This is a genomic window from Pectobacterium sp. HCp5_1, assembly GCF_032905925.1.
GTDB lineage: Bacteria > Pseudomonadota > Gammaproteobacteria > Enterobacterales > Enterobacteriaceae > Pectobacterium > Pectobacterium brasiliense_A.
Genome location: NZ_JAUMIO010000013.1, coordinates 19,105 through 34,903 on the forward strand (window position 1 = coordinate 19,105; position 15,799 = coordinate 34,903).

The 15,799-nt window shown below is 53.8% G+C and carries 14 protein-coding genes and 2 pseudogenes; 12 read left to right on the forward strand and 4 right to left on the reverse strand.

What is annotated here, in order from left to right:
• Positions 1-551: 551 nt before the first annotated feature.
• A complete protein-coding gene (gene yghU / locus Q3A88_RS11035) occupies positions 552-1,391 on the forward strand; it encodes a glutathione-dependent disulfide-bond oxidoreductase (RefSeq protein WP_110162624.1) in 840 nt (279 codons plus the stop codon).
• A 115-nt stretch (positions 1,392-1,506) separates the two neighbouring features.
• Here yghU and Q3A88_RS11040 read toward each other — a convergent pair whose 3' ends face one another.
• On the reverse strand, positions 1,507-2,478 hold the full coding sequence (locus tag Q3A88_RS11040) for a chemotaxis protein (protein WP_110162625.1): 972 nt from the start codon (positions 2,476-2,478) through the stop codon (positions 1,507-1,509).
• A 542-nt stretch (positions 2,479-3,020) separates the two neighbouring features.
• Between Q3A88_RS11040 and Q3A88_RS11045 the strand changes: the two genes are divergently transcribed.
• The 5 genes from Q3A88_RS11045 to Q3A88_RS11065 are packed head-to-tail and all read left to right on the forward strand — an operon-like array spanning position 3,021 to position 7,270.
• Positions 3,021-3,683, forward strand: coding sequence for a DUF3313 domain-containing protein (locus tag Q3A88_RS11045; protein WP_110162626.1), 663 nt, complete (start codon positions 3,021-3,023; stop codon positions 3,681-3,683).
• Positions 3,684-3,719: 36 nt separating this feature from the next.
• The gene (locus tag Q3A88_RS11050; RefSeq protein ID WP_181393557.1) at positions 3,720-4,355 is read left to right on the forward strand and encodes a paraquat-inducible protein A; all 636 of its coding nucleotides are present in this window, start codon (positions 3,720-3,722) and stop codon (positions 4,353-4,355) included.
• Positions 4,345-4,968, forward strand: a complete 624-nt coding sequence (locus Q3A88_RS11055; RefSeq protein ID WP_317177899.1) for a paraquat-inducible protein A — start codon at positions 4,345-4,347, stop codon at positions 4,966-4,968. The genes Q3A88_RS11050 and Q3A88_RS11055 overlap by 11 nt, the downstream gene beginning before the upstream one ends.
• A complete protein-coding gene (locus Q3A88_RS11060; protein ID WP_317177900.1) occupies positions 4,965-6,611 on the forward strand; it encodes an intermembrane transport protein PqiB in 1,647 nt (548 codons plus the stop codon). The genes Q3A88_RS11055 and Q3A88_RS11060 overlap by 4 nt, the downstream gene beginning before the upstream one ends.
• A complete protein-coding gene (locus Q3A88_RS11065; RefSeq protein WP_317177901.1) occupies positions 6,608-7,270 on the forward strand; it encodes a PqiC family protein in 663 nt (220 codons plus the stop codon). Before Q3A88_RS11060 ends, Q3A88_RS11065 begins: the two co-directional genes overlap by 4 nt.
• On the opposite strand, the gene Q3A88_RS11070 is transcribed toward Q3A88_RS11065, so the two are convergent.
• Positions 7,248-7,862: a TetR/AcrR family transcriptional regulator gene (locus Q3A88_RS11070; protein ID WP_317177902.1), complete on the reverse strand. Its 615-nt coding sequence runs from the start codon at positions 7,860-7,862 to the stop codon at positions 7,248-7,250. The two genes, Q3A88_RS11065 and Q3A88_RS11070, sit on opposite strands and share 23 nt — an antisense overlap.
• A gap of 616 nt (positions 7,863-8,478) precedes the next feature.
• On the opposite strand from Q3A88_RS11070, the gene Q3A88_RS11075 reads away from it, so the two are divergent.
• Entirely contained in the window at positions 8,479-9,216 is a 738-nt protein-coding gene (locus Q3A88_RS11075; RefSeq protein WP_317177903.1) for a LuxR family transcriptional regulator, read from the forward strand.
• Positions 9,217-9,230: 14 nt separating this feature from the next.
• On the opposite strand, the pseudogene Q3A88_RS11080 reads toward Q3A88_RS11075, so the two are convergent.
• Positions 9,231-9,500: pseudogene (locus Q3A88_RS11080) on the reverse strand (ABC transporter ATP-binding protein/permease); the annotation flags it as partial.
• Here Q3A88_RS11080 and Q3A88_RS11085 point away from each other — a divergent pair.
• The 3 genes and pseudogenes from Q3A88_RS11085 to Q3A88_RS11095 all read left to right on the forward strand — a co-directional run.
• Positions 9,487-9,756 (forward strand): annotated as a pseudogene (locus Q3A88_RS11085) (TonB-dependent siderophore receptor); the annotation flags it as partial. The pseudogenes Q3A88_RS11080 and Q3A88_RS11085 sit on opposite strands and share 14 nt — an antisense overlap.
• Before the next feature lie 232 nt (positions 9,757-9,988).
• Positions 9,989-10,747 carry a CDP-diacylglycerol diphosphatase gene (locus Q3A88_RS11090; RefSeq protein ID WP_317177904.1) on the forward strand — a complete coding sequence of 253 codons (759 nt, stop codon included), beginning with the start codon at positions 9,989-9,991 and terminating at the stop codon, positions 10,745-10,747.
• 331 nt (positions 10,748-11,078) lie between these two features.
• A complete protein-coding gene (locus Q3A88_RS11095) occupies positions 11,079-12,017 on the forward strand; it encodes a LysR family transcriptional regulator (protein ID WP_317177931.1) in 939 nt (312 codons plus the stop codon).
• Positions 12,018-12,028: 11 nt separating this feature from the next.
• Here the strand turns inward: Q3A88_RS11095 and Q3A88_RS11100 are convergent, their stop codons facing one another.
• Positions 12,029-13,165 carry an ABC transporter substrate-binding protein gene (locus Q3A88_RS11100; protein ID WP_180786711.1) on the reverse strand — a complete coding sequence of 379 codons (1,137 nt, stop codon included), beginning with the start codon at positions 13,163-13,165 and terminating at the stop codon, positions 12,029-12,031.
• A gap of 238 nt (positions 13,166-13,403) precedes the next feature.
• Here Q3A88_RS11100 and Q3A88_RS11105 point away from each other — a divergent pair, with 238 nt between their 5' ends.
• Entirely contained in the window at positions 13,404-14,993 is a 1,590-nt protein-coding gene (locus tag Q3A88_RS11105) for an ABC transporter permease (RefSeq protein ID WP_317177905.1), read from the forward strand.
• Positions 14,990-15,796 carry an ABC transporter ATP-binding protein gene (locus Q3A88_RS11110; RefSeq protein ID WP_317177906.1) on the forward strand — a complete coding sequence of 269 codons (807 nt, stop codon included), beginning with the start codon at positions 14,990-14,992 and terminating at the stop codon, positions 15,794-15,796. Before Q3A88_RS11105 ends, Q3A88_RS11110 begins: the two co-directional genes overlap by 4 nt.
• Positions 15,797-15,799: the final 3 nt, after the last annotated feature.

The window sequence follows — 15,799 nt, forward strand, 5'->3', positions numbered from 1 at the left end:
TCTCTGATTTTTTCAGATACTTTGTGAATTCCCGATCGGCAAGCGGGATCATCTCATCATAAAAGCGCTTTTCATTGCCGGACTTAACCAGCTATCAAACACGTCCGTCGTTTCAATTTTCCACACTGGGTTACCCCTAATATAGCTCAAATACTATATAGGTTAAAAGCAATAATTTGAATAATGACGTGGTATAAAACGACATGCACCGACATAACTAAAGAAGCCGAAGCGGCATTCCAGATTTACGATGCAAGTGAAATGGTATGCTGTCCTAGTGCGAGCAAGGTCGCACAATGCCGTGATATGTAGATTGGGTCGATATGGCAGCGCAAACCGCTAAAATTCTGCGTCTTTTGCGCTAACGCTTTACCACCAGCGAGTAAATTTTGACGACGATCCGCGCAGTTGCCGCTTTCCTCCAGCAATATGCGGATCTCGCGTTATATCAATATGTAGTAGAGATAGCACAGAACGGTATCAGCAAAATGCATGAGTTTGTTATGGTATTGACTTAACTCGCTCTCTTTTCATGCATAAGGAGTTTTTGAATGGCTACCTCCCCAACGTATGTGCCACCAAAAGTCTGGCAGCCCGCCTCTTCCGGCGGTGCTTTTGCCAATATTAACCGTCCGATAGCTGGTCCAACGCACGAAAAAGCGCTGCCCGTTGGCAAACATCCGCTTCAGCTTTATTCGCTGGCAACGCCGAACGGCGTGAAAGTGACGATCATGCTGGAAGAGCTGCTGGCGCTGGGCCATTCAGGTGCCGAGTACGATGCCTGGCTGATTAAGATAGGCGATGGCGATCAGTTCTCCAGCGGGTTTGTCGACGTCAACCCGAACTCCAAAATCCCGGCGCTGCTTGACCAAAGCGGCGAGAAATCGATTCGCGTGTTTGAGTCCGGATCCATTCTGGTATATCTGGCCGAGAAATTTGGTGCGCTGCTGCCGAGCGACCTCGCCACGCGCACGGAAACCCTGAACTGGCTCTTCTGGCAGATGGGTTCCGCCCCTTACGTTGGCGGTGGATTCGGCCATTTCTACGCCTATGCACCGGAAAAATTTGAATACCCGATCAACCGTTTCACGATGGAAACCAAGCGTCAGTTGGATGTACTCAACCGCCAACTGGCAGAGAACCGCTATCTGGCCGGCGACAGCTACACCATTGCCGATATTGCCGTCTGGCCGTGGTACGGCGGACTGGTACAGAACGCGCTTTACTCCGCCGGAGAGTTCTTGTCCGTACACGAGTACACGCATGTAAAACGCTGGGCCGATGAGATTGCCGCCCGTCCGGCAGTGATTCGCGGTCGCAAGGTCAACCGCACCTGGGGTGAAGAGTCTGAACAGGTCGCCGAACGCCATCAGGCATCCGATCTGGATTAATCTTCTGCCGCCAGCTCAACGCTGGCCGTATTCAACGACTAAAAAAATCGGCCTCTGCCCTCTCCAATCAAGGAGGAAGCAAAGGCCGAATGCGGTAATACGCATGCTTGACTAATTAGCGGCGTACTTTCACTTTATTCAGCACGGTCTGAATCGCCGTCGACAGTTCATTGATCTCGAATTTCGCGACGTAAGCATCTGCACCAACGTTGCGCACGTGATCTTCGTTCGCGCTACCAGACAGTGAAGAGTGAATCACGACAGGAATATTCTTCAGATATTCTTCACGCTTGATATTTCTTGTCAGCGTAAAGCCGTCCATTTCCGGCATTTCCAAATCGGTCAGAACCATTGAGATCTTATCCGAGATAGGTCGGCCTTCTGACTGTGCTTCTTGCGCAATTTCACGAATCTTGTTCCAGGCATCCTGTCCGGTGATATGCATACTAAACGGAATGCCCATCTGGGTTAGTCCCTGCTCAAGCAGCGAACGAGCGACTTTGGAGTCTTCCGCCACAATCGCAATCGCACCCGGCGTATAAGGGTAAATTTTCTCTTCTGCGTTCTTGAGCTTGGTTTCGCGCTCGCCAGGAATGATATCAAACAGAATCTGTTCAACATCCAGCACCAGCGCCAGACGGTTGCTGTCTTTATCGTTATCAAGACGCGCAATACTGGTGATATAGGAACCGCTCACGCCCGCTTCAGCAGTCAAAACCTGACTCCATTCCAGACGAACGATATCGTCGACTGACTCCACGGCGAATGCTTGCGTACTACGAGCATACTCCGTGATAAGGAGGATATTAAGGCCAGTTTCTGATGAACTGCCGACTACAGCAGGAAGATCGATAACGGGAATGATTTGTCCACGAATGTTGACCATACCCAGCATCGGCGATTTCATGCCAGCCGCTTTGGTCAGCGTAGGCATCGGAACTATTTCACGCAGTTTAAACACGTTGATGCCAAACAGTTCAGATTTGCCACCTTCAGGTGATTTGCCCAACTGGAATAATAAGAGTTCAAATTTATTAGCAGAAGTGAGGTTTGTTCTCTCATCAATTTCTTTCTGAAAATTATCCATGTTTTCCTCAGTGCGAGTCATTGTCATTATAGGTATACCGTAACAAGGCAACATTCGAGATGTGAGCAAACAGGAACCAACATCCGACCGCTACACTGTACGTAATAGTCGTGTTCTTCAATCTGATCCAGCGTCAAGCGTAAATATTTGTTAAGTGTTTCAGCCTTATCATCCAACGATGCCAGTCATCGGACGAGTAAACGGATATCAGCTCTCTTCAGTATAACAGTCGGCTAGCATCCTTAAGGTGGAGATGACATTCCCTGAATCATTAATATCGGCAGAATTTTCCAACACCTTATCCCAAACCGTGACAGAAATGTTGCCTGGAAAGAAAACCTCACACCTCTCTTGACACCGCAGTCAGAAAAAAATAAAAATGTACCGTACGGTTCAGTTTTATAAAAAGTACACATGCCGATATTTACGCATACCAACCATGAAGGTGTTCTGGCACCTAAACGGTTGGCTTAGCTGGACGTCGTGTGGCTAAGGTTGCGTGTTATCACGCTATTTCGCGGTTCTCTTTACAGGATTCTCATATGTTCACATTATCCCGGGTTGCACGTCCTACCGTATTGGCTCTGGCTATCGTACTCGCGGGCTGCGCGAGCAATCCCCCCGTGCGCTACAGCGGCATAGCGTCGTCTTCACAATTGGCGCAAAATTCAGGTGATCATGCGGATCGCATTCCTTACCGCTACACCACGCCCGTCGACTGGACGCAATACACTCATATCATCATCGACCCGGTCAGCATTTATCAGGGCAGCGATAACCAATTCAAGGACATGTCACAGCAAGACAAGCAGTCGCTGGCCGCCTATATGCAGGATACGTTCAGTAAAACCTTGCGCTCCCGTTTCAACGAAGTGACCTCACCAGCCCCCGGCACATTGCGGCTGAAACTGACGCTGACGGGTGCCGATACCACGACGCCGGTTGCCGGTACGTTTACCAAATTCGACCTGGCTGGCGGGCCCTACAACATCGTGCAGTCCATCCGTGGCAAAGAGGGGCTGCTCAACGGATCCGTGAACTATGCCGTTGAAATTTATGATGCGACGACCAACAAACTGCTCAATGCCTATGTCGCGAAGCAGTATCCAAACGCCATGAATGTCAGCGCCAGCGTGGGCGCACTGAGTGCCGCGGAGGTCGGTATCGATAAAGCCGCTGAAGAACTGGCGGACATGCTGAAGTAAGCGAAAAACGAATAGACAACGGTGCGGAACAGCATGATGACAATCTATCCCCACTTAATTATCTGTCCGCACTGCGATAGCGTGCATCATTACCGGGCGTTAAACCCCGGTGAGGCGGCACGCTGCACGCGCTGTCAAGCCACACTTTATCGTTCAGGCTGGATGAATATCGGGCATCGACTGGCGATGATACAAACGGCGGCCATCCTGTTTTTTATCGCCAATAGCTATCCGGTACTGAACGTTAGTTTCAATGCGCTACAGAATACGGCCACGCTGTGGCAAGCGGCGCTCGCATTGGCTAACGGGGCAACCTTGCCGCTGGCGATAGGCTGTTTTTTTCTCCTGATTATTGCCCCGTTTCTACAAATCATGCTGATCGGATGGGTACTGACTTTCGCCAACCAAGGCCGCTGTGCGCCCGGTTTTATTTCCGTGATGAAGATACTACTGTGGCTTCGTCCCTGGAGCATGCTGGAGATTGCGACGCTGGGCTTTCTGATCGCCGCCATCAAGCTCTCCGGCTTTATGCAGGTCATGCCGGGAGCGGGCTGCTGGGCGCTGGCCGCACTGATGCTGCTGCTCGTTGTCGTCAACAGTCTGGATCTGCGCCCGCTGTGGTCGCTGATGCCCACGGACAGTCACCGCAGCGTGGTCTGCCATGAAAAGTAATCCGCCCGCCCAGCCGCTGCCGTTGATTGCCTGTCCGGTATGCGAGCTCGTTTGCCAGCATGATACCGACACGCACGACGCGGCGCGCTGCCCACGCTGCTGGTCGCGGCTGACGTCTTCCCACAAAGACAGCGCCACGTTCTCTTGCGCGTTACTGGTCGCCGCCCTGATTTTTTATATTCCCGCTAACGTGTTGCCCGTGATGTATACCCGTTTTTTCGGGCTGGGAAGCGAAAGCACCATCCTAAGCGGCGTGATGGATTTCTGGCACAGCGGCGATTACGGCATCGCCCTGCTGATCTTTATCGCCAGCATTGTCATCCCCTGCATGAAATTTCTGATTCTCGGCCTGCTGCTCGTCATGTCTCGGCAAAAAAGCAGTAAAGCGATGGCCGAGCGCGCGGCGCTGTATCGGCTAACTGAATGGGTGGGTTACTGGTCCATGCTGGATGTCGTCGTCATTGCCGCTGTCTCTGCGCTCGTCAGATTTCCACCGCTGAGTGAAGCGGAACCTCGCAGCGGCATTCTTTTTTTTGGGCTGGTGGTGATACTGACCATGTTATCTGCCATGAGCTATGACCCGCGTCTTATCTGGAAAGGTGACAAGAAATGATCCACGAACAACCCGGCGAGCCGGTGATTATCCGCCAACGCTGGCGAATCGCATTAATCTGGCTGGTACCGGCGCTTGCCATGCTAACGGGGCTCGCCATGCTGATTCACACCTGGTCGGACAACGGGCCGGAAGTCGTGATTTCCTTTCAGAGCGCAAGCGGTCTTGAGGCGGGCCGCACCGTCGTCAAATATAAAGACGTCGTGGTAGGCAGTGTAAAAGACATCTCGCTGAGTCAGGACAGTCAGCAGGTTCTCGTCACGGTACAGCTCAATAAAAATGCGGAAAATCTGGCGCATGCCGATAGCCGCTTTTGGGTGGTTCGTCCACGCGTCGCCATCAACGGCGTGACGGGGATTGATACCCTGCTTTCCGGCGCTTATATCGGGGCCGATAAAGGCGAATCGACTCAGGGAGAAACTCGATTTATCGGTTTAGAATTGCCACCCGCGGTGATTAACGGCATGCCGGGCAGCCGTTTCATCATTCAGGCGGACGATCTCGGATCGCTGGATAGCGGTTCACCGGTTTACTACCGCCGCATCCCCGTCGGCCGCGTCGCGTCTTACCAGTTGAATCATGATGGTCGCGGCGTCCAGCTTCAGATTTTTATCGATGCGCCCTACGACCGCTTTGTTACACCAAATACCCGCTTCTGGAATGCCAGCGGAGTCGATCTCTCGGTAGACGCCAACGGTTTTCGTCTCAGAACACAAACCCTCGCGGCCATCATGGCCGGCGGCATCGCATTTTCCACACCCGATCTGGACAACGCCATTGCCCGACCGGAACCGCTGACCACCTACAAGCTGGCGAGCGATCGGGAATCGGCCCTGTCACCACCGGATGGCCCGCCTACCCGCTTCAAACTCCGCTTTGACCGTTCGCTGCACGGCCTGGAGATCGGCGCACCCGTTGAATTCTCCAGCGTCAAAATCGGCTACGTGACCGCTATTGAGCTGGATTACAGCAAAACGGGCTACCGCTTTCCAACCGTCGTCAGCATTGACGTGTTTCCTAACCGTCTCGGCAACGTGCTGGATAAGTTACCCAAACAGGCGATGTCGCTCGAACAGCAAACGGCTGAGTTTACGCACGATCTGGTTGAACACGGCCTGCGTGCACAGGTGGCACCGAGCAATTTGTTGACCGGACAGCTCTATATCTCACTTGATTTTGTGCCCGATGCAGCGAAGGCACCGTTTGATCTCAACGCCCGCCCGTTAGTGCTGCCCACCGTCGATGGAGGATTTGACCGGTTACAAACCCAGATGGCGAGTATCATCGGCAAGATCGATAACCTGCCGCTGGATGCGATCGGCCGCAACATGAACACTACGCTGGTAGAAGCCAATAAAGCGCTGCGACAGGTTAACGGACAGACATTGCCGGAAGCCAATCGGTTGATGCAAAACATGCAGCAGGTCACACGCCGCGCACAGGATGTTCTGGAAGAGGATTCGCCGCTGCAACTGGGCATCACGCAGTCACTACAGGAAATTCAGCGCACCTTACGCGCCCTGCGCAGTCTGGCCGAGCAGATTGACCGTCACCCGGAGTCGCTGCTGCAAGGGCGACCAAGTGATGCCTCGTCGGCGGCATTGAACCACGCCCCCCTTTCCCGAGAAGGATCTTCAAGATGAAACGAGTGGCACCACTCTTATCGCTTACCGTTATTGCGTTGCTGAGCGCCTGCTCGTCGCCTCCGGTGCGTTACCACACGCTGCTGACGCCCGGCTCGCCCGTTGCAACCCTATCCTTTATGGCAAACACAACGCACGCGGCACCCTTTTTCATTGATATGCTGCCCGTTGGCATCCCGGCACAGCTTGATACGTCGCAGATCGTTATTCGACAGGGGGATAGCGGTGCTGTCGTGCTGGATAACGAGCGTTGGCTCAGCCCGCTAAGTGAGGAAATCCGTACCGCGCTTTCCGCCGATCTGACGCAGCGTCTCAACACGCAGGATGTTTCAGGCTTGGTGCGTTCGGCAGACACGCCGGTGGTCAGAATTCACCTTCAGGTTCGGCGATTTGATAGCTGGCCCGGCCAATCGGTGGCGTTCGACGCCGACTGGAGCCTAAGCGCCGTTGGAGCCGTTGGAGCCGTTGGAGAAGAAAATGGGCGCGCACGATTGCTCTGTAGAAGCCAGTTTACCGAGCAGGCGGCGAACAGTGATAACGCCATGCTGCACGCTCAGCAGCAGATCATCACGCGGCTAGCGGAGCAGATCGCCGCCACGGCGACCCGCTGGATGCCAGATCGTCAAGGCACCTGCCTTACGCCGCCGCGCCGGCCATAAACATACTGACCGCATCCCCGACAATCTCGCGGATGCGGTCGAGGCTTATTGGCTGTAAATGACGGTGGAATATACGATCATCGATTTCTGCCGTCAGCAGTGCCAAAAACTGTAACGCCCGCAAATGTGGATTTCCCGGCTTCAGTTCCTGCCGTGCTATCGCCGCCGCCATCAGTTCGGAAAGTTTATCGACGTTCTCTTTCGGGCCAGAATCATAAAACAGCGAACCAATATCGGAATGTCCGGCCTCTGCCACCACCATCCGATAAATCGCCATCGCGCTGCTATCGTTGGTCAACACGTACAGAATGCGTTCGCCGAAGCGCGTCAGCTGCACGTCCAGCGTTTCAGCTGCCAGCGTGTCCGTCATCAGCTCCGCCGTTGCCTCGGACAGATGCATGGTTGCATGTTCACGAACGACAGCCGTAAACAGCTCTTCTTTGGTTGAAAAATAGCCATACAGCGTCGCCTTGGAACCGCCGACCCGCTTCGCCAGCTCATTCATGGTGGCGCGTTCATAGCCCATTTCCTGAAAAAGCTGCGCCGCCGTTTTAACGATGGCCTCACGGCGAGCCTTAGTGCGGACTTTCATCACCACTCCTGCCAGCCGATGCTGACGAGCAAAATAGGATTCGATATAGCAATATTATCAAAACATTAGCCTCGCCGCCGCCTCTTTACACAACGCCGCATTGCAGCCTGTAACAGAGCGAGAAGAACAAGAAAGGTATGACGATGAACAGCAAAGGACGACGGGGGTTGATAAGCGAAAACGGATTATTTACTATCCAGCTCCGAATGACGGAATACCCCTAAATAATTCGAATTGCAGGAAGGCGGCAACGCAGTGAATCCTCAGGAGCTTACTCCAGTAAGTGACTGGGGTGAACGAGGAAAGCCAACGCACATGCAATTTGAAGTATGACGGGATCCCTGAATTTAGGGCGTGTGGCTTGATACCACACGCCCTAAATTCAGTAGACAGAACAGGAACAAAATTATGGGTAATTCCCTGGGTTGGCAAATCAATTTGTAACAATTTTTTTAAAATTTACTTTCTTAAATTTTTTATAAATTGTCCTGTTCATGAAAAAATTATAAGTGATATCATGGGGTAACAGTAGTTAGACTTAGGTATAGGTCAGCACTATACTTTTAGGATGCCATCTATATCATGGGTACTTTCTTGCTTTTATTGAGGCCGTTACATGTCTGTATTTTGCTCTGACAATGAAATTATCAATAACACGATAAAAAGCTATCTCGGCCGAAAATTAAAGCAGTATGGCGACCTGAAATACGCCTACATGATCATGAACAAGAAGAACCCCTCTCAGGTTGTGATCATCTCAAATTACCCGCAGGAATGGGTTAATACCTATAAAGAAAATAACTATCAGCATATTGATCCGGTTATTTTGACGGCGATAAATAAAGTCTCGCCGTTCTCCTGGGAAGACAACATCGTTATTAACTCTAAGCTGAAGTTCTCCAAGATTTTTAATCTGTCAAAAGAGTACGATATTGTTAATGGCTACACCTTTGTCTTACATGACAACAATAATAATCTGGCGGCGTTATCGATTATGTTTGAAGAGCACGCGCCAACGGATATGGAAAATATTGTTGAGGAAAACAAAGACAAACTGCAAATGCTGCTGATTGCCGTTCATGAGAAAATCACTACGCTTTACAAAGAGATGATGCAAAGCCCTCAAAGCAAAAAGCAAGGTGACAAAGAGATTTTCTCCCAGCGCGAAAACGAAATTCTGTACTGGGCCAGCATGGGAAAAACCTACCCGGAAATTGCGCTGATTCTGGATATCAAAATCAGCACCGTGAAATTCCATATTGGTAATGTGGTAAAAAAACTGGGCGTACTGAATGCCAAACACGCCATCAGATTGGGCGTAGAATTACAGCTCATCAAACCTGAACCGTTATAATCATCCAGTCTATTTCACCTTAGTGAGATAGACTGCTGCGCGTTCCACAATGCGCGATAACGGCCTTCAGCATGCAGTAATTCATTATTATGTGTTCCCTGCTGGGAAATCCCCCCATTCTCGACAACCAGAATTCGATGTGCGCCCACAATTGTCGATAGCCGATGTGCGATGACAATAACCGTCTTGTCCTGAACCAGCCGGTCAATCGCCCGCTGTACGGCGAGCTCGCTTTCGGTATCCAACGCCGCCGTCGGTTCGTCCAGAATCACAATCGGCGCGTTAATGCCGCGTTTAGCCTTCAACGTGGTAGGGCCGCACTACTTCGACGGCGACAATGCGTTGCGTCAGGGCACCTATACCACCACCGACCTGCGCCTCAGTTGGCAGGCCTCCGACCGGGTGAGTATTGCTGGCTATGTGGATAACGTCTTCGACCGTCGCTATCGCACCTTTGGCTTCATAAGCAATGCACTTGGTTACGCACAGGTCAATGAAGGCCGAACCATTGGCGTGGACGTACGGGTCGACTTGTTCTGATTCCTGTCGTTTTACCGCGGCCTTTTAATCACATTACTATGTAGGTTAAAAGGCCGCGTCATGTGCCATTCCACCACCATTCTCTCTTACAATCCGTTACCGATTAGCCTTTCTCCTTTCACCAAAGTCATATTAATGACATCGCCGCTGTCCCATACTGGCTTATCACTGATTTATCATGCCCTGTTTTTCCCCGCTACTTAGCGCTTTCTGCGCCTGTCGGAGACCCGTCATGAAACGCAAAACGATCTTGATCTTCACTGTTTCTGCCATCATTGTACTCACGGCGGCCGCGGCAACAGGGTGGAAGGTTAGTCGGGGAAATAGCAATGCACTGTGGGAGATCGTCAGCGAACAATGCGTGCCTAATCAGCAGCGCAACGGCAAACCGGACCCTTGTCTGGAGGTTAATCTGGCAGAGGGCTACGTGCTCTTCGATGACAGAAACGGTCCCTATCACGACCTGTTGCTCCCAACGGATAAAATCAGCGGCATCGAGAGCCCCGAACTCTTGCAGCAAAACGTACCTAATTTCTTTATGCAGGCATGGGATCGACGCGGCCATCTTTCACGTGAAGCGGGCAAACCGATCAAAGATGATTATCTGTCGCTGGCAATAAACTCACGCTATGGACGCACGCAAAACCAGCTGCATATCCACATTGCCTGCCTGCGCCCGGAAATTTATCAAACGTTGAATCAGCAATTCCCGACACTCTCTGCCGACTGGAAAACGCTGCCGGTCAAAATCAACGGGCATATCTATCTGGCAAAAACGCTCACAGCGAACGAACTGACGCAAAGCGATCCGTTCAAAACACTCGATCGCTACGCCCAGCAGCGGGATGAATCTATCGGCAAATACGGTCTTGCGATGGTCTCCACGCCAGCAGGCGAAAAGGTGCTGCTCGCCAGCAGCCTTGACGTGTTCAATATGAGTCTCGGGTCCGTGGAAGAAATTCAGGATTTTTCCTGTGCGCTGGCGAAATAGCCGCTGACCGCGCCAGACAGCGGCCTGAAGGTCGATATACCCTAAATAATTCAAGTTTCAGGACAAAACGTCAGCGTTTTGAACAACGCAAAGCGTTGGTCCTTTAGGGCGAGGTACATTTATGTGCCTCGTAACGCGGCAAGTGAGGGAGTCCCGATGAGCTTACTCAAGTAAGTGATTCGGGTGACCGAGTGCAGCCAATGCACATGCAACTTGAAGTATGACGGGTATAGCAATCAGTTCGTTATAACTTATGACTTTTTGTTCATTGCGTTGCCAGCCGACCTCCGCCTAAAAAGTGGGGAAAATCGATATGTTAGGTAGCTGCAATATGCATCTGGATTTACGGCAATTACGCAATTTTCTTGCACTGGCCGAACAGGGGAGTTTTGTACAAGCCGCAGAGTCCGTCTGTCTGTCGCAATCGGCATTTAGCCGCAGCATTCAGGCGCTGGAACAAACGATGGGGCATCCGCTTATCGACCGCCAGAGCCGCCGTTTTGCGCTGACGTGGCAGGGTAATACGCTGCTACCGTTTGCACGGCGTATGCAGGAGCTGTCCTGGGAATTGATGACCGACATGCGGCAGATCAGCGAGGCACAGGAAGGCGAACTGACGTTTGGCTGCGGCCCCGCACCGTCGACCACGCTGATCCCCAAAGCGGTCGCGCATTTCCATGCCCTTCGCCCGCGCGCCAGAGTCACCTACAGCGTAGATAACTGGCAGTCCCTGCGTGAGCGACTGCTGGCCGATGAGTGGCCTTTTATCGTTGCCGACACCTGGCAGGCCGAAATGGAAACCAACCTCCACGTACAGCCATTAAGCCAGCAGCGCTGCTTTTTTATCTGTCACTCTTCACACCCGCTGGCGCAGCAGGCAAACGTGACGCCGGACGATCTTCTGCGCTTTCCACTCGCCTCCCCTTTTATGCCCGTTGGCATGCGCAAGGTGCTGGCGGCGTTAACGCGTCAGCCCGATTATCGGCCACAGATTCAGTGTGACCATATCTATTCCGTCTTCAGCATCCTGCGGCACACGCAGGCCATCAGCTTCGCCAGCGAGGATGGCTTTGCGCTGGGGCGATTAAGCCATCAGTTGGTAGAAATTTCGCTGACGGGCACGCCGCCGGAATGGGGAAATATGCAAACCCGCTTCGGTATTGTCACCTGTTTGCAAAGAACGCTGCCGCCGCTGGCTGAGTTGATGATCGAAAGCATACTGGCGCAGGACAGGCTGCGCTCACCAGCTCCGGCACTGCCGACCCTGTGAGCGCTTCATGATTATTTCACCGGATTACCGCTGGCGTCATACACCGCCCAGTTCGATTCCAGCCCTTTGGCTTTCAGCGCCCTATCAACAAACTGGCCGGCAAACCAGTCGCTGGCCGAGAACGTATTGCGAATCAGCCCGGCTGCTTTCGCCCGCTCGATACTGTCCTGCAAGCTGCTGAGCAGGAACGGATCGAGACGCGGCGAGCTTTGGAAAGGGAGATCTTCCGCTTTCAGCTCTTCCTGAAAGATCGCCTGCGGAATCTGGCTCTGTTCGGCCATTAGCGCGGTGTATTCCGGCAGGTGCTGCGCATCGCCGATCCACTGCGCATTGTCCACCAGCACATTCACCAGTTGCTGCGTCGTGCCCGGATAACGGTCGATAAAGTCCTGCGTCGCCAGCACGGCAGCCTGCGTGGTGTTCGGCCAGCCCAGCGCCCGACTGGTGGTCACAATATTGATGCCCTGTTTACGCAACGCCAGCAGAGAGACACCGCCCCACACCGCATCCACGCGTCTGGCCGCCAGCGCCGCTTTGCCTGCCGTCCAGTCAAGATTGATCACCCGCACATCCCGCTCGTTCAGCCCGACACTTTTAATCGCCCGTTCAAACGACAGCTGATCGGCCGTCCCCTTGTAGACCGCAATCCGCTTGCCGCGTAGGTCTTCAATACGCTGAATACCCGATTCCGGTGTCGACGCCAGATAAGAATTAGATCCGCGTGACCCGACCAGCACCCGCGTTGGCAGGCTACCTGAACGACCGATAATAGCCGCCAGATCGCCCAGATACACGACATCCAACTGCTTGTTCGCCAGCGCCTCATTCACCGCCGGACCCGCGCCTTTAAAGAACGACCACTGAATCTTGATACCTTGCGGTTCAAATTCTTTCTCCAACTGCTGGCGAATATGCGCCAACCCCAGCGGCCCGCGGATAAAAGGCTTGCTGCCTGCACTCTGATCCGGCAAACCAATGCGAATCTCCGTCGGTTTCTGTGCATCCTGCAGGGCGGCGTCGTTTGCCTGAACGGTGGAAACGAGCGCCGTCCCCATCAGTAAGGCAGTACTTAACACCTTCATCCCCCAGCGCCAGCGGGAAGATGCCGTTATCGGAGAGGTAGTGATCAACAGGGTGGCTTGTTGCATACGGTTTTCCTTAATCATTCGTTTCATCTGCCATGAAAACTAACGAACCGTCGGCGTCAGGCTTAAATAACATTTACAAGTTTGTTCAGCGGAAAAAAGCATAAATCAGGGCTGGCGGGCTCGGGCTACGCATATGCATTTATTGCACGGCGACCATCGCTTTATTGCATTGGCGTTCAACGTCGAAACCTGTTTTTTATTCCCTATTCATCCAACTGCGATGGTTTTCGGGAATAAAATGAATAAGTCGATACCGCTGAAAAAAACCGCGATCGTCTGGCCTGCACTGCCGATAGCACGAGCCTATTCTCTTGTCGTGCCACTAATCGTACCGCTGGTGCTGCTGGCCCTGTGGTATATCAGCACCCACTACGGCTGGATGCCCGCTCAGATTCTCCCGGCTCCCGATGTCGTCGCTAAAACTGCCGTCGAACTCTGGCACAACGATCTCCTGCCGCAGCTCTTTATCAGCCTGCAACGGTTGGCGAGCGGCCTGCTGGCAGGCGTTCTGGCGGGAACGCTGCTTGGTGCGCTGATGGGCGCATCACGCCGCGCCGAACACCTGCTGCACCCGACGGTATATGCGCTGGCACAAATCCCAACGCTGGGCTGGATCCCGCTGTTTATGGTGCTGTTCGGGATTGATGACGGCTTAAAACTCGCGGTCATCATCAAGGCCGTGATTATCCCTGTGACGCTGCATACGCAAACGGGCGTGCGCAACGTGCCGCATGCACTACAGGAAGTCGCTCACACTCTGCGCCTGCCGTGGCATCAGCGCCTCATCAAATTAACACTGCCCGCCGCGCTCCCCACCTGGTTAACCGGCTTACGGCTGGCGCTCTCACAGGCGTGGGTGTCGCTGATCGTGGTCGAACTGCTGGCGTCATCTCAGGGCATTGGCTACCTGCTGGTATGGGGACGTCAGCTGTTTCAGTTGGATATTGTATTTGTCTGCATCGCCGTGATTGGGCTGGCGGGGCTGGCTATGGAGTGGGCAATCAATCGGCTGGAACGTCGTCTGGTCTTCTGGCCACACCCGCCGCTCAGTCGCTTAACTACCGCACCGTCTCGCCGTTTATCCGCTTTGGTTTTACCCTTTCTGCTTCTGCTGCTCTGGCAACAGGCCAGCCGTTTTGGCTGGATCGACCCGCTGCTGCTGCCACCGCCCGCCGATGTGTGGCACATGCTGCTGCAAGGCATCCGTGACGGTTCGCTTACCGAGGCGATGCAGGCCAGCCTGACCCGTGCGCTTGCTGGTGCAGTATGCGGCATTATCGCGGGGCTCGTGTGCGGTGTGCTGCTGGGGCTGAATGCCACCAGCGATGCCCTCTTTACCCCTACGGTCGCGACGCTGCGCCAGATCGCGCTGTTTGCCTGGCTGCCGCTACTCACCGCCTGGGTTGGCAACGACGACGTCGGGAAAATCACGTTTGTCGCGCTGGCTTCTTTCTTCCCCATGCTGGTGGCCAGTCATCGCGGTATCCGCCAGCGTTCTCAGGCTTTACAGGAAGTCGCACAGGTATTGCAGCTCCGTCTCGCAACCCGCCTGCGGATGCTGATCCTGCCGGGTGCCGCACCCGCAATCTTCGCCGGTTTACGTCTGTCGCTGATTTACGCCTGGCTTGGCACCATCGGTGCGGAATACTTCATGTCATCCGGCACCGGAATCGGCAGCCTGATGATCAACGCCCAACAGCTGCTGGATATGCCCCTGATTATCAGCGGCATGCTGTTGATTGGATTAACGGGCGCGGTGCTCGACCGCGTCGGATTAGGACTGGAACAGTGGATGACGCGCTGGCGTTCCGCAGGAGAAATCGCATGACGTCCACAACTATTGACACACCGCCGCCGGTGGTGCAGTTCGATCGGCTTCGTAAACAGTTTCGCGTACAGGGCGAGGCGTTAACGGTGATTGAGGATTTTTCCCTGTCGATCCACAGCGGTGAACTGGTGGCGATTGTTGGCAGCAGCGGCTGCGGCAAATCCACGCTGCTGCGCATGTTGGTCGGTCTGGACAACGACTATCAGGGACGCGTACTGGTCGAAGGGAAAACTGTGCACAGCATCGGACGTGAGCGCGGCATGGTGTTTCAGGAACCACGCCTGTTTCCGTGGCTGACGGTGCGACAAAACATCGCGCTCGGGCTGGCGAATGAAGCCATCGACGACAAAGAACGGAAGCGCCTAATCGACCACTTTATTCAGCTCGTGCATTTGCAGGATTTTGCCGATGCCCTGCCCGCCCAGCTTTCCGGCGGCATGGCGCAGCGAGTGGCTATCGCACGCGGGCTCGTCGCCAATCCACGCATCCTGATGCTGGACGAGCCTTTTGGCGCGCTGGATGCGTTGACCCGTCAGCAGATGCAACAGGAGCTGCGCCGCATTCATCAGGCGGAGGGCACCACTACGCTGCTGGTCACGCACGACGTCGAGGAAGCGGTCTATCTCGCCGATCGCGTCGTCGTGCTGGCCCCGCGACCGGGCCGTATCCGCCAGATTGCGACAATTTCGCTGCCGCATCCGCGCCAGCGCGACAGTCAGGCCTTTCACCAGCAGTGCAGCGATCTGCTCGCCTTGCTGACGCAGCCTGCCGATACGGCAGCCCTCTCTTCTCTGAACACGTAAATA

Coding starts and splice junctions, on each gene's coding strand:
- yghU (WP_110162624.1), top strand. CDS start 552: ATGGCTACCTCCCCAACGTATGTGCCACCAAAAGTCTGGCAGCCCGCC.
- Q3A88_RS11040 (WP_110162625.1), bottom strand. CDS start 2,478: ATGGATAATTTTCAGAAAGAAATTGATGAGAGAACAAACCTCACTTCT.
- Q3A88_RS11045 (WP_110162626.1), top strand. CDS start 3,021: ATGTTCACATTATCCCGGGTTGCACGTCCTACCGTATTGGCTCTGGCT.
- Q3A88_RS11050 (WP_181393557.1), top strand. CDS start 3,720: ATGACAATCTATCCCCACTTAATTATCTGTCCGCACTGCGATAGCGTG.
- Q3A88_RS11055 (WP_317177899.1), top strand. CDS start 4,345: ATGAAAAGTAATCCGCCCGCCCAGCCGCTGCCGTTGATTGCCTGTCCG.
- Q3A88_RS11060 (WP_317177900.1), top strand. CDS start 4,965: ATGATCCACGAACAACCCGGCGAGCCGGTGATTATCCGCCAACGCTGG.
- Q3A88_RS11065 (WP_317177901.1), top strand. CDS start 6,608: ATGAAACGAGTGGCACCACTCTTATCGCTTACCGTTATTGCGTTGCTG.
- Q3A88_RS11070 (WP_317177902.1), bottom strand. CDS start 7,862: ATGAAAGTCCGCACTAAGGCTCGCCGTGAGGCCATCGTTAAAACGGCG.
- Q3A88_RS11075 (WP_317177903.1), top strand. CDS start 8,479: ATGTCTGTATTTTGCTCTGACAATGAAATTATCAATAACACGATAAAA.
- Q3A88_RS11090 (WP_317177904.1), top strand. CDS start 9,989: ATGAAACGCAAAACGATCTTGATCTTCACTGTTTCTGCCATCATTGTA.
- Q3A88_RS11095 (WP_317177931.1), top strand. CDS start 11,079: ATGCATCTGGATTTACGGCAATTACGCAATTTTCTTGCACTGGCCGAA.
- Q3A88_RS11100 (WP_180786711.1), bottom strand. CDS start 13,165: ATGCAACAAGCCACCCTGTTGATCACTACCTCTCCGATAACGGCATCT.
- Q3A88_RS11105 (WP_317177905.1), top strand. CDS start 13,404: ATGAATAAGTCGATACCGCTGAAAAAAACCGCGATCGTCTGGCCTGCA.
- Q3A88_RS11110 (WP_317177906.1), top strand. CDS start 14,990: ATGACGTCCACAACTATTGACACACCGCCGCCGGTGGTGCAGTTCGAT.